Annotated in this window: 12 protein-coding genes; 7 read left to right on the top strand and 5 right to left on the bottom strand. The window is 69.7% G+C overall.

The window, feature by feature from the left end; all coding sequences use genetic code 11:
- Positions 1 to 141: 141 nt before the first annotated feature.
- On the bottom strand, positions 142 to 1,224 hold the full coding sequence (locus ACWCOV_RS28070; RefSeq protein ID WP_449832309.1) for a LacI family DNA-binding transcriptional regulator: 1,083 nt from the start codon (positions 1,222 to 1,224) through the stop codon (positions 142 to 144).
- An 86-nt stretch (positions 1,225 to 1,310) separates the two neighbouring features.
- On the opposite strand from ACWCOV_RS28070, the gene ACWCOV_RS28065 reads away from it, so the two are divergent.
- The 3 genes from ACWCOV_RS28065 to ACWCOV_RS28055 all read left to right on the top strand — a co-directional run bounded on the left by ACWCOV_RS28065 (position 1,311) and on the right by ACWCOV_RS28055 (position 4,583).
- Positions 1,311 to 2,945 carry an acyltransferase gene (locus ACWCOV_RS28065; RefSeq protein ID WP_449832308.1) on the top strand — a complete coding sequence of 545 codons (1,635 nt, stop codon included), beginning with the start codon at positions 1,311 to 1,313 and terminating at the stop codon, positions 2,943 to 2,945.
- Between the two features lie 43 nt (positions 2,946 to 2,988).
- Positions 2,989 to 3,204: a hypothetical protein gene (locus ACWCOV_RS28060; RefSeq protein WP_449832307.1), complete on the top strand. Its 216-nt coding sequence runs from the start codon at positions 2,989 to 2,991 to the stop codon at positions 3,202 to 3,204.
- A gap of 266 nt (positions 3,205 to 3,470) precedes the next feature.
- Complete coding sequence (locus tag ACWCOV_RS28055) at positions 3,471 to 4,583, top strand: hypothetical protein (RefSeq protein ID WP_449832306.1); 1,113 nt, start codon at positions 3,471 to 3,473, stop codon at positions 4,581 to 4,583.
- Here ACWCOV_RS28055 and ACWCOV_RS28050 read toward each other — a convergent pair.
- Positions 4,513 to 5,802, bottom strand: coding sequence for an MFS transporter (locus ACWCOV_RS28050; RefSeq protein WP_449832305.1), 1,290 nt, complete (start codon positions 5,800 to 5,802; stop codon positions 4,513 to 4,515). The genes ACWCOV_RS28055 and ACWCOV_RS28050 overlap by 71 nt on opposite strands.
- A gap of 16 nt (positions 5,803 to 5,818) precedes the next feature.
- Positions 5,819 to 6,418 carry a helix-turn-helix domain-containing protein gene (locus ACWCOV_RS28045; protein ID WP_449832304.1) on the bottom strand — a complete coding sequence of 200 codons (600 nt, stop codon included), beginning with the start codon at positions 6,416 to 6,418 and terminating at the stop codon, positions 5,819 to 5,821.
- Between the two features lie 190 nt (positions 6,419 to 6,608).
- Between ACWCOV_RS28045 and ACWCOV_RS28040 the strand changes: the two genes are divergently transcribed.
- From ACWCOV_RS28040 to ACWCOV_RS28030, 3 genes are all read left to right on the top strand, one after another.
- A complete protein-coding gene (locus tag ACWCOV_RS28040; RefSeq protein ID WP_449832303.1) occupies positions 6,609 to 6,974 on the top strand; it encodes a hypothetical protein in 366 nt (121 codons plus the stop codon).
- 71 nt (positions 6,975 to 7,045) lie between these two features.
- Positions 7,046 to 8,476 carry a class I SAM-dependent methyltransferase gene (locus tag ACWCOV_RS28035; RefSeq protein ID WP_449832302.1) on the top strand — a complete coding sequence of 477 codons (1,431 nt, stop codon included), beginning with the start codon at positions 7,046 to 7,048 and terminating at the stop codon, positions 8,474 to 8,476.
- A complete protein-coding gene (locus tag ACWCOV_RS28030; protein ID WP_449832301.1) occupies positions 8,476 to 9,756 on the top strand; it encodes a hypothetical protein in 1,281 nt (426 codons plus the stop codon). Before ACWCOV_RS28035 ends, ACWCOV_RS28030 begins: the two co-directional genes overlap by 1 nt.
- An 84-nt stretch (positions 9,757 to 9,840) precedes the next feature.
- Here the strand turns inward: ACWCOV_RS28030 and serC are convergent, their stop codons facing one another.
- Both serC and ACWCOV_RS28020 read right to left on the bottom strand, forming a co-directional pair.
- Positions 9,841 to 10,965, bottom strand: coding sequence for a phosphoserine transaminase (serC, locus tag ACWCOV_RS28025; protein WP_449832300.1), 1,125 nt, complete (start codon positions 10,963 to 10,965; stop codon positions 9,841 to 9,843).
- 224 nt (positions 10,966 to 11,189) lie between these two features.
- Positions 11,190 to 12,053, bottom strand: coding sequence for a phytanoyl-CoA dioxygenase family protein (locus ACWCOV_RS28020; protein ID WP_449832299.1), 864 nt, complete (start codon positions 12,051 to 12,053; stop codon positions 11,190 to 11,192).
- A gap of 123 nt (positions 12,054 to 12,176) precedes the next feature.
- Here ACWCOV_RS28020 and ACWCOV_RS28015 point away from each other — a divergent pair, with 123 nt between their 5' ends.
- Complete coding sequence (locus ACWCOV_RS28015) at positions 12,177 to 12,956, top strand: helix-turn-helix domain-containing protein (RefSeq protein WP_449832298.1); 780 nt, start codon at positions 12,177 to 12,179, stop codon at positions 12,954 to 12,956.
- Positions 12,957 to 12,961 lie beyond the last annotated feature (5 nt).

The raw sequence follows: 12,961 nt of genomic DNA, 5'->3' as shown, positions 1-12,961 counted from the left end.
GCCCCCCGCCCCCCCCCCCCCGCCGCCGCGCCCCGCCAGCCTGACTGGGCGCGGCTTCGCCGCGATTCCCCCACCAGCCTGGCTGGGCGCGGCTTCGCCGGAATTCCCCCGCCCCGGGCGGGGCGAAGGGCGGGGCGCTGTTCAGCGGGTGCGTGCTGGTCCGGAGGATTCGCGGGTGTGGAGTTCGCCGGCCGGGGCCTGCTCGTGGAGGTCCGTCTCGCCGCCGGCGACGCGGAGGAGGAGGTCGGCGGCCGCCCGGCCGCGCTCCATCGTCTTCTGGTCGATCGCGGTGATCCCCGGCCGCGCCAGCTCGCACAGCGGCGAGTCGTCCCACGCGAGGATCGACACCTCACCCGGAACGTCGGTCCCGAGATCCATCGCCACCCGGAGCGCGGCAACCGCCATCAGGTCGTTGCCCAGCACGATCGCGGTCGGCGGGTTCGGGTCGGTCAGCAACCGACGGGTCAGCTCGGCGCCGTCGTCGTACCGGTAACTGCCCTCGACGTGCCGCACCGTCATCCCGCGCTGCTCGGCCCCCTCGCCCAGCATCCGCACCCGCAGCTGCTCGTGGACGAACGTGAACGGCCCGCTGATGTGCGCGATGTCGCGGTGCCCGAGCTCGGCCAGGTGGTCGAGCAGCAGGGTAACCGTCTCGACCGGCGAGCTGATCAGCCGGCCGACCTGGTCATCGGGGTCGTTGGAGCTGACCACCACGCACGGCATCCCGAGCTCCTTGAGCAGCGTGATCCGCGGGTCGTCGTCGTGCTCGTCGAACAGGATGAACCCGTCGACCCGCCCCTGCCGGGACCAGCGTCGCAGTACGTCGAGATCCTCGCCGTGCTCGCCCGTCAGCCGGAGCAGCAGCGACGAGTCGACCTCGTTCAGGTACTGCTCGATGCCGACCAGGGTGCGCATGTAGAACGCCTCGGTCGAGATCAGCGCGGGGTCACGGGCGATCACGATGCCGATCGTGCGGGTCCGGCTGGCGGACAGCGCGACGGCCGCCGAGTTCGGGTGGAAGCCGAGCTCCTCGGCCAGGTCGAGCACCCGCTGCCGGGTCTCGTCGCTGACCCCGGCCCGGCCGTTCAGCGCGTACGAGACCGACGCCTTCGAGATGTGCAGACGGCGTGCGAGGTCGCTGATGGTGACTCGCCGGCGCCCGCCACCGCTCGCCGGACCGTCGTCGGCGCTGTCCCCGCCGCCCAGAGATCCGGGTGTCGTCATGTCTGCCTGGTACCCCGCACAGCCGAGAGGGTAGCAGCGACATTTCCGGGGTAGCGGCAGCTCCAAGGTTTGGATAGCGTTTTCCCATGACCTCTGGTGAACCGCTGCGACTGGATTTCCTGCCCTGGGAGTACGCCCGGATCGGCTCCGATGAGGAGCGCAAGCGCCAGGCCGACCGGCAGCAGCGGCTCGGTGGGTCGCTCGCGCTGGCCGACGACGTGTACGTCGCGGAGTCGGCGGCCGTGTACTGCGACGAGCTCCGGATGGGGGAGCGGTCGTACATCGCGGCGCACGCGTACCTGACCGGGCACATCACGCTCGGGTCGGACACCACGATCAACCCGTTCTCGGTGGTCCGCGGCCGGATCTCGATCGGCGACGGCGTCCGGATCGGGGCGCACACGTCGCTGCTGGCGTTCAACCACGGCACCGCGCCGGGGCAGCCGATCTTCCGCCAGAAGCACACGGCGCTCGGCATCACGATCGGCGACGACGTCTGGATCGGTTCGAACGTCACCGTCCTGGACGGCGTCACCATCGGCCCGCACTCAATCATCGGAGCCGGCGCCGTCGTCACCAAGGACGTCCCCGCGAACACGATTGCCGCCGGCAACCCGGCCCGGGTACTGCGTTCCCGTTCAGGCGAATCCCCGGTCCGGACCGGCAGCCTCTCCCAACGGCTCGCCGCGTTCACCGCCAAGGCCCGCGACCAGGTGGACGACGTACTCGAGCGCAGCTGGGACGGCGAGCGCTTCGTCGACCGCCCCGGTCTCGGACACGAGCCGGCGATCCGCCCGTGGTGCGACGCCGTCGAGATCGCGGACGTCCTGGTACGTCGTACGCCGGAAGGACACACGCGCGACGACCTGGTCCGCCGCCTGCGTCACCGCCAGGACCCCGCGACCGGACTGGTCTCACCAGGAGACCTCGCCGACGCCGGTCTCGACGTACCCGCGGATGACAAGCTGTCCGTCCTGCAGGGGCCGGCGAGCTACCACGTGCTCTGTGTCGGCTACGCGTTGCAGGTGCTGGACAGCAGCTTCGAGCACCCGATCGCGACCGACTTCACGCCCGAGGAGCTCGACAAGCTGCCGTGGGACAGGCATGCCTGGTCGTCCGGTTCGGGGATCGATGCCCTCGGCACCGCGTTGGCGCGAAACCTCAAGGATCATGGGGAATCCGGGCCGCTGGAGACCTTGATGGGCTGGCTCCTGCTGCGCGTCGATCCGGCCACCGGCATGTGGGGCCGGCAGCATCCGGACGACGGCTGGTTGCAGGTCGTCAACGGCTTCTACCGGCTGACGCGCGGGACCTACGCACAGTTCGGGCTGCCGCTGCCGTACCCGGAGCAGGCCGTCAAGACAGTGCTTGCTCATAGCAACGACCGGCGGATGTTCAGCGGTGACGGCTACAACGCGTGCAACGTTCTGGACGTGATCCACCCGCTCTGGCTGGCCGGCAAGCAGACCGACGTGGGGCGGGCGGACGGGACTCGATGGGCCGAGGACCAGCTCACCCGGATCCTGGACCGGTGGGTCGACGGCGCCGGGTTCGCGTTCGCTCCGGACGGGACCGACGACCGCGCCATCCCCGGGCTGCAGGGCACCGAGATGTGGCTGTCCATCATCTGGCTGCTCTCGGACTACCTGGGCCTGTCCGACGCCGTCGGCTACCGTCCGCGCGGCGTGCACCGGCCGGAGCCGCTGGTCAGTCCTCGGTAAACCACCCGGAAGCGCCGAGTTCGGTTCCGATCCGGCGGGCGTAGTGGTCGAAGCAGACCCGTGCCGACAGCTCCCGCCGGCTCGACGCGCCGCACTTGTCGGGCAGCCGTCGCTGATCTTCCAGGCCCAGGTGCGGCACCTCCTGTCCTCGAACACCCTTCACGACAGCTACACCGTGGTGGACCTCGCGCGGCTGGTGGAGATCAAACTGCGGGTGGATCCCTCAGGCGTCCTGGTCGGCAACTACCCCCTGCCCTGATTCGGGGCACGCGGGGGTCTACTAGCCTGATCTGGTGGACCCCCGCACCCGCCGACTGGTGACTTCGCTCGTACTGGCTGCCCTGGTCGCCATGGTCGTCATCGCGGCCCTCGTCCGCTGACACTCAGGCAACTAACGTAAGGCCGCATGACCGTACTGATGCCACGCCTCCGGCGCGGCGGGCCATGGGGCTGGAACTCCCGGCCTTCCCTCGTCACTCCGGTCGCTTCGCTCCCTCCGCTCCTCAGTCCAGGCCGGGAGGCCCCATGACCGGCACCACCGGAGCGCGGTCGCCGTACCTGATGCGAGCGGGGCTGGTGCGCAACGTCCGGTCCGCCGAGCATCTGACCACCTTCGTGGTGTCCGGGGTGGCGACGGTCCTGATCACCCGCCTGTTCCTCGGCCTGAGCGGCTACCCGCAGATCGGCGGCAAGGGCCTGCACATCGCCCACGTGCTGCCGGGCGGCCTGCTGATGCTGGTGTCGATCTCCCTGCTGCTCGCGTACGTCGGCCCGGTCGTGCGGCCCGCGGCAGCACTGATCGGCGGGGTCGGGTTCGGCCTGTTCATCGACGAGGTCGGGAAGTTCGTCACCTCGGACAACAACTACTTCTACCAACCGACCGCAGCGATCGTGTACGTCGTCTTCGTGCTGATCGTGCTCGGCACCCGCTTCCTCACCACCCGCCGTCCGATCGACCAACGCGAGCAGCTGGCCAACGTGGTCGACCACGCCGTCGAAGGGGTCGCCGGTGGCCTCTCGCGGCGCCGGCTGGCCCAGGCCTCGGAGCAGCTGCGCCAGGTCAGCCTGGACGTCGACGGTCGCCGCGAGACCAGAGACCTGCTGGCCGCGTGCCCGGCCGACGAGGTGGAGCTCGCCGCTCCGGTCGACGCTGCCTGGCAGGCATTGCAGCGTGGGTTCGACCGGCTGGCCACCCATCCACTCGCGCCTCGGGTGGCAGTCGCCGTACTGGTCGTGCAAGCGATCGGTGCGCCCGCCATCGCGGCCGCGATCCGGTTCGACGACGGGCTGGTCGCGGACTTGCCGGTCCTGGGCGTGGCGGCGGGAAGCTTGCTGTCGGCCTCTTTCACGCTGCGCGGCGGACTGCAGTTGCGGAAGAAGAACAGGGTCCGTGCGGTCCGGTTGTTCGAGCTGGCGGTGCTGGTGTCGTTGCTGGTCACTCAGGTGTTCCAGTTCGCGGGCACGCAGTTCGCGGCGGTGACCGGGATGCTGCTCGACCTCGCACTGCTCGGCCTGCTCAGCGCCGAACGCGACCGGCTGCGTCGCAAGGAGACCGAGGCGACGAAGGCTAAGACGTGGGGACTGCCGCCGGATCCGAATCGGCCTCCGTTCCCCGAGGACCCGTCGGATCCTGTGTAGCCTTCCAGCTCGCGTTGCGGCCGAAGAACAGTGGTGACATGGTCGCGACGAAGTACACCGCGCCGGCTGCGAGCAGTGCGGGCACCAGACCGACGCCTGCGATCGCCGCACCGGCCACGACGCCACCGAGCGGTACGCCGAGCCACGCGACCGAGTCGGCCAGTGAGTTGACCCGGCCGAGCATGTGCCGGGGAATGCGCTCGATGAACAGCGCGCCCAGCACCGGGTTGATGAAACCGGCCCCGATACCGCCCACGGCGTACACCGCCATCACTGCCCACACAGGTGCGTCGAACGCCATCACCACGAACCGTGGCGCACCACAGATCAGGAACGCCACCGTGAAGACCAGCTTCCGCGGGATGCGATCGCCGACCGCCGACGCGACCAGCGCGAACAGCGTGGCGGTCACCCCGAACGACGTGAGGATCAGGCTGGTGTGGCCGGGCCCGAAGCCGTGCTCCTTGATCCAGACCGGCAGCAGTACGGCGCCGATCGCGACATCGAGCAGGTTGGTCACCGCGATCATCATGACGAGCGGCATCATCAGCTTGTCCCTGCGGAGGAATCGCCAGCCGTCGAGCAACCGCTCCTTGTAGCTGCCCTCGTCCGGGCTGTCGGCCTTCTCGTGCTTCCTGGGGATCCAGCGGGAGATGAGTACGGCGCAGACGCCGAACGACGCCGCGTCGATCCACAACGCGTTGACTTCGCCGACGAGCGTGATCAGTCCGCCGGCGACAGCGAACGCGATGAACCCCGCCAGTCGCTCGGTCGTGCTCTCCAGTCCGGTCACGCGTTCCAGCGGCACCTTCGCGGCGTGCGCGATGTCAGGGATGAGCGTTGCCTTGGCCGCGTCGCCCGGTCCACGGAGTGCTCCGGCTACGGCGACCAGCGCGAGCAACAGCGGGAACGACAGTGCGTTCATCGTGTGCAGCAAGGGAATCAGCGCCACCACGCCGGTGCTGACCGTGTCCGCCAGCACGCTGATCCGCCGCGGTCCGACCCGATCGATCATCGGTCCGCCGACCGCCTTGGACAGCACCAGCGGGCCCATCTCCGCCAACGCCACCAGACCGGTCTTGAACGGCGACCCCGTGGTCGTCAGCACGAACCACGGAATCGCGATCGCGCTCACCCGGGTGCCGCAGATCGACACCACGTTGGCGACCAGGAAGGCCACCAGCGGCGCGCGATCCCCAGTTGTTCTTGCCCGCCTCACGCCGTACCTCGCCCTCTTACCTGGTCTCGCGCGGGTAGGCCTGGATCTGGACCGACACCTGCTCGGCACCCTCCGGCAGGGGTGCGGTGAGGTCTGGTGTCTTGTACTTCTCGAACACCGCCATCACCTCCGCCAGCATCGCCTTCAGCTCCTCGGGGCGGAGGTGGAACATGTAGTCCGACAGCATGCTGGCGTCGCGCCACTCCGGCGGCAGCGTCTGCATCGCGTCGATGAACCCGAACATGTTCTCCGCGTACGACTGCCCGAGCCCGTGCAGGTATCCCAGCGTCAGCTCCGGCTCCTGGTCGAGTAGCTCGGCCGCGTCGAAGGCTGTCCCCTGGTGCGCCGACTTCCACCACCGGTCTCGCGCGTTCCCGCGGGTGTCGTCCTCCACCACCAGCCCTGCCTCGGCCAGTTGCCGCAGGTGGTAGCTGGTGGCGCCGGTGTTCACCCCGAGCCGCCCGGCCAGCGTGGTCGCCGTCTGCGGGCCGTACATCCGCAGCAGCCCGAGCATGCGGTTCCGCATCGGGTGCGCCAGCGCGCGGATCAGGTGCCGGTCCAGGCGGACTGTCTTGCCGCCGACCAGGGCCGCCTCTGCAGGTTCGTCATCGCTCATGTCTTCGAGGGTAGGTCTGCAAAGTCAGTTTGCAAAGAGGTTTTGCAAACAGGTTGTGCGGTTGGTTGTCCACAGCTTGCGAATCGGTGGTCGGGCCGGGGTGGGATCGCGGCATCTTCTCTGTCGAGAAACGGGACCGGGTGTGCCGCCGTGGCTGCCGGACCGTCCGACGAAACGGAGAAACCCAGCCATGATGCGAGTGATGCTCGAGGCCGACGACTACTGCGACGTCCCGGCCGAGCTGATGACGTTCGACGACGGCGTGGTGGTGTTCTGGCGCGACGGTGAGGAGGTCGGCCGGCACCGCCAGGCACGCATCCGGTCCCTCGAGGTGCTCGACACTCGCTCGATGACGCACCGGATCAAGACCGCCCGCAAGAACCACCCGAACGCGTTCCGTCCATGGTCCACCGACGAGGAGGAGACGCTGGCCGAGCTCTACCGCAGCGGCGCCACCAAGGACGAGCTGGTCGAGGCCCTGGGTCGCCAACAGGGTGGGATCGCCACCCGCCTGCGCGCCCTTGGCCTCCTGAAGGAGGACGAGAAACTCAAGTGACGCAGGGTGGCTGTGCGGGGTCGGGCGAGACCCTTTTGTGATCGGACCGAGGGGTCGGGGACAATGGCGCGATGCAGTCAGACGTGGATCCGGATCGGAGCTCCGGCGAGCCGGCCACCGGTTCCGGAGCGGAGTCCGGCATGCGCGACGTGATCCGTCCCGCGCTCCTGGACCAGACCGGCCTCGTCCGGGCGGTCGCCTCGGGCCGCCGTCGCGGCCTGGAACCACCGCACTACCAGCGCGTGGAGCTCCGCTACGTCGACCTCAAGGACGTCCGTCACCTCCAGATCACCGAGTACGACGAACGCCAGGCGCACACCCGCAACGTCGCCGGACCGGAGGCGGAGAAGGCCGTCGACGAGCTGCTGGACCTCCCGTACGGGACGTGGCACGTCGAGACGACGACCGAGACGCTGCGGCTGCGGTACACGAAGAAGGGCAAGGAGCTGGTCCACCGGCAGGCGGACAGCCGGGAGCAGGCGACCAGCCACGACCGGGTGAAGCAGCGGGTGCTCGAGCCGGACGCGCCGTTCCTGATCGAGCTCGGGATCAGCGACCACCACGGACGGGTGAAGCCGTCCCGCCAGGCGAAGTACAAGCAGGTCGAGGAGTTCTGCAAGCAGCTCGCGCCGGCCCTCGACGAGGCGATCTCCGCAGGCCGGATCGCCACCGGCAGGCCGCTGCAGGTGGTCGACCTCGGCTGCGGCAACGCGTACCTGACGCTCGCCGCCTACCACCTGCTGACCGCGGCCGGTCACGACGTACGGATGACCGGCATCGACCACAACCCGGCGGCGCGCAAGCGCAACACCAGGGTGGTGACGGCGCTCGGCTGGCAGGAGCACCTGCGGTTCGTCGACGCGACCATCCAGGACGCGGAGCTCGACGTACGCCCAGACGTCGTACTCGCGCTCCACGCCTGCGACACGGCCACGGACGACGCCCTGGCCCGAGCGGTCCGTTGGGAGGCGCCGCTGGTGCTCGCAGCTCCGTGTTGCCATCACGACATCCAAAAGCAGCTCAAAGGCGTCACACCACCGGCGCCTTATGCGCTGATGACGCGATATGGCATCGTTCGTGAGCGATTTGCCGACGTCCTGACGGATACCCTCCGGGCGGCGGTCCTGCGACAGGTCGGATACCGGGTGGAGGTAGTGCAGTTCGTGGACAGTCAGCACACCCCCCGCAACCTCCTGCTCCGCGCCGCCCGAACCAACGCCCACCCCACCCCCGACCTCCACACCGAGTACCAGTCCCTCACCGACGCCTGGCAAGTAACCCCCCGCCTGGCCCAACTCCTCCTCCCACCCCGAACCACCCGAACCCCCCACCAAGCACCCGCCCCCACTCCGGCGGCCTCCGCCGCTCCGGGGACCTCCGCTGCTCCGGCGGCGCCCTCGGGTGCCGGTGCATCGACCGCCTCGCCCTCGGGTGACACGCCTGCTGCGGCAGGACCTGCCGCCGACGCCGCCGATGGTCCCGGTGTGGAGGTGGGCGAGTGATGCGGATCCGGGCTGGCCTCGCCTTGCTGGCGGCCGGATTCTTCAGCCTTGCCGGTACGGCTCTCCCAGCCGGAGCATCAGCCCCAGCGCCCCAGTCGGCCACCAGTGTGCAGGCGGCCACGCCGCCCTCCGCCGTGCAGGCCGCGTCGCAAGCCTCGGCCGTGCAGGCGGCGTCGCCGCCCTCCGCCGGGCAGGTCGCGGCGCCCCACGCCGGCGTGCAGGCTGCGTCGCCGCCGTCCGCCGCGCAGGTTGCGGCGCCGCGCACCGGCGTGCAGGGGCCTGCGGCTGATCCGTCGCCGGGGGTGAAGAAGTTCTTCACGATGCGCGACGAGCGGATCACCGAGTCGTCCGGCCTGGCGAAGGGCCATAAGTACGAGCTGTGGTGGACGGTGAACGACTCCGGCGACCGCGCGCGGGTGTTCGGCGTCGACAACACCGGCAAGGTCCGGATGGTGCTCGGCTTCAAGGCGGACGTGCAGGACGTCGAGGCAGTCGCGGTCGACGGCGACGGCACGATCTACATCGCCGACATCGGCGACGCGAAGGCCAACCGGGACCAGATCGAGATCTACACGATCCCGGAGCCGGCCGAGCTCGCCGACAACACCAACGTGACCTACCACCGGTACGACTTCACCTACCCGGACGGCGCGCACGACGCCGAGACGCTGCTGGTCGAGCCCGGTACGAACCAGCTGTTCATCGTCACGAAGTCCACGAAGGGCGCCGGTGCGATCTACGCGGCCCCGCCGTCGCCGTCCCGCCAGGGCACCAACGAGCTCACCAAACTCGCTCCCGCCCCGGCCGGCACGTTCACCGACGGCACCTTCCTCCCGGACGGCCAGCGAGTGGTACTGCGGACCTACACCGGCATCTCCACCATCGCCTGGGGCGAGACCCCCACCCTGGTCGCGAGTGCCACGGTCTCCGCGTCGCAGGGCGAGTCGGTCGCCGTCGGCCCCGACGACCAGACGGTCCTGGCCGGCACCGAAGGCGCAGACTCGCCCGTCTACCAGGTCCCCGTCCCCGCGAAGAAGGCCGGCGCCACCCCGCCCGCCGCCTCCGCGACCCCCAATCCGGCCACTGGCAGCGAGTCGGGCAACGAACCGGCCAAGAGCAACAACCTCCGCTGGATCCTGATCGGCGCCGCCGCCTTCGCCCTGCTCATCACCATCATCACCTTCCCCCCAGGCCGCCGCGAACGCCTGGACCGGATGGCCGAAAACGCCCGCCTGACCGGCCAATCCCCACCCACGCCCCACCGCCGAACCCACACCTGACCGGCCTCACCCGCCCCGCCCGCACGTGAAACAGCCGCCACCCGGACTGCGAGTGGCGGCTGTTCTGCGTGTTCCGCAGGTGAACTACTTCTGGCGGTCGACCACGTAGTCGATGGCGTGGGTCAGTTTCTCGACGTCGTCGGGGTCTACCGAGGGGAACATGGCGACGCGGAGCTGGTTGCGGCCGAGTTTGCGGTAGGGCTCGGTGTCCACGATGCCGTTGGCGCGCAGCGTCTTGGCGACGGCGGCGGCGTCGATGGAGTCGTCGAGGTCGACGGTTCCGATGACCAGGGAGCGGGCGTCCGGGTCCTCGACGTACGGCGTGGCGTAGTCCGACTTCTCGGCCCACGTGTACAGCCGGTTGCTGGAGTCGGTCGTCCGGGCGACGCTCCACTCCAGGCCGCCCTGGTTGTTGATCCAGTCGGTCTGCTCCGCCATCAGGAACAGCGTGGCCAGCGACGGCGTGTTGTACGTCTGATGCTTGCTGGAGTTGTCGACCGCGGTGGCGAGGTCCAGGAACGCCGGGATCCAGCGGCCGCTCGCGGTGATCTCCTCGACCCGGGCCAGCGCGGCCGGGCTCATCACGGCGATCCACAGGCCGCCATCGGAGGCGAAGCACTTCTGCGGCGCGAAGTAGTAGACGTCGACCTCGTTGATGTTGACCGGCAGGCCGCCGGCGCCGGAGGTGGCGTCGATCGCGACCAGCGCGCCCTCGTCGGCGCCCTCGACCCGCTTGACCGGGGCCATCACACCGGTCGAGGTCTCGTTGTGCGGCCACGCGTACAGGTCGACGCCGGCCTCGGCGACCGCGGCCGGACGGGTGCCTGGGTCGGACTTGACGATGCTCGGCTCGCCCAGGTGCGGCGCGAGCTGCGCGGCCTTGGCGAACTTCGAGGAGAACTCGCCGAAGCTCAGGTGCTGGCTCTTCTCCCGGATCAGCCCGAACGTCGCGACGTCCCAGAACGCGGTCGACCCGCCGTTGCCAAGCACGACCTGGTAGCCGTCCGGCAGCTGGAACAGGTCGGACACGCCCTGCTGCACCCGGGCCACCAGGTTCTTCACCGGCGCCTGGCGGTGCGACGTGCCGAGCAGCTTGGCGCCCTCGGTTGCGAGCGCGGCGACGGCCTCCGGACGCACCTTCGACGGTCCCGCGCCGAAGCGGCCGTCCGCGGGCTTGAGCTCTGCAGGAATCTGAATGTCGCTGGTCACCAGCGGTTTCCCTTCGTCGTCTGCGTTTCAGTAGCCGACGACGCTGTCAGCGCACCCCATCCTCCCACACCGCCCCGAACCCCCACCCGCGGGTCTCACCCAACACGCACAGCCCGGACTCGCGCATGCACGGGACCCGCGCCGGCGCGGGAGGCGAGGCGGACCAAGCCGCCCCCCGTGGAGCGGGAGGCGTCCGCCTCGCCGCCCGGGCGGCGCTACGACGGTTACTCGTGCTTGCGGGTGGTGGTTTCGGTGCCGGTCAGCAGGGCTACGGGGCCGTCGGGGCCTTCGGTCCATTCGCCGCAGGCGCCGCCGCCTTCGGCCACCTCGAGCTCGAGCGGGGTGCCGTCCATGCGGAGCGCCGGGTGGTAGTACTTGGCGACCCGCTCCGCCTCGCCCTCGATGTAGTGGCCGATCAGCGCGCGGCGGAAGCGGTCGGTGGTGACGTTCGGCGCGCTGCCGTGGACCAGGGCGCCGTGGAAGAACAGCACGTCCCCAGGCTCCATCTCGACCGGTACGGCGGCCTCCGGGTCGGGCAGCGGGACCGTGATGTCGGTGAAGCTGACCTTGGTGTCAGCTTTCTCGGTGCACAGGATCGGCCAGCGGTGGCTACCGGGGACGACCTCGAGGCAGCCGTTCGCCGTGTCCACCCGGTCGAGCGCCATCCAGGCGGCGATGCACGTCCCCGGCTCAGCCTTCAGGTAGAAGTTGTCCTGGTGCAGCGCCTGCCCGCGTGAGCCCGGCGGCTTGAAGTACAGCATCGTCTGGACCGCGTACGGCGACCTGCCGAGCAGCGCCGTCATCACGTGGTCGATCCGCTCGTCGGTCAGCCAGCTCAGCGAGACGTCGTCCCAGCGGTGCATCTGCGCCATCCGCGGGTACCTGCGCAGCGGGTCGCGGCTCTCGGAGGTGTGGCCGGCGAAGTCGTGCGGGTCCGACCCGCGCTTCCGCAGTTCCATGTAGTGGTCCCGCAGCCGCTCGGCCTCGTCCGTGCTGAACAGGCCGCGCACCAGCGTGTACCCGGTGCGGTCGAACTGTTCCTTGTACGTCGAGGCCTGGTTCTCCTCGACCTTGTACGAAACGCTCATGCGCTGCTCCCGCAGTAGTCCCGGTGAGATGTCCCGGATCGCCGTACTCTGTTTCTGACACTGCAATTCTCCGAGCTGACGGCTGCCTCGGACCACGGAGGATCGGCGCAAGGAGTTGGACTATTGGCGCACGGACTGGCGGCGGGCGAACCGCTGACGCTACGGCTGCTGTCGGCGCCGACCTTCTGGCGCTGTGAGCCCAGTTGGTCGTGGGTGTCTCGGCAGTTGCACGACCACCTGCTGTGGTGTGTGCTGGACGGCCGCGGGCGGCTGGAGCTGGACGGGGCCGAGCAGGAGCTCCGTCCGGGCATCTGCGCGGTCTTCGCGCCCGGCGATGCCCCGACCGCCGGCCACGATCCCAAGCGTCGCCTGCTGGTCTTCGGCATGCATTTCGAAGCAGGGGGCAGCGGGGTGGTGCCGGGGGTTCGGTGGGGTGAGGTGCTGGACCGGGAGCTGCTGGGGGTGCTGGCCCGGGCTTGTGATGCGGGCTATCGGCGGGGTGACCTGTTGGGCAGGCGGCAGGCTGAGCTGTGTTTGGAGCAGTTGCTGGGGATGATCTGGGATGCGGTGCACAACCCAGGGCGGAGTGGCACGGATACCGCGGTCGATGACGTGGCTCGGCAGCTTCGGCAGGATCCTGGGCGGGAGTGGACGGTGGCGGAGATGGCGGGCCGGGCGGCCTTGTCCCGGGCGCAGTTCACGCGGCGGTTCGTCGCGCAGTTGGGCATGTCGCCGGCGCAGTACCTCATCCAGGCGCGGATCGATCGGGCCGACCAGTTGCTCACCGAGACCGGGATGACGGTGACGCAGGTTGCTGCCGCGCTGGGGTATACCGATGTGCCGTACTTCAGCAGGCAGTACAAGCAGCGCACGGGCAGGTCGCCGAGCAGCACCCGCCCGTGAGCGCC

The organism is Kribbella sp. NPDC002412, from assembly GCF_053592935.1.
Note: the sequence above shows the minus strand (reverse complement) of the source record. Positions and strands in the feature narration are given on the sequence as shown.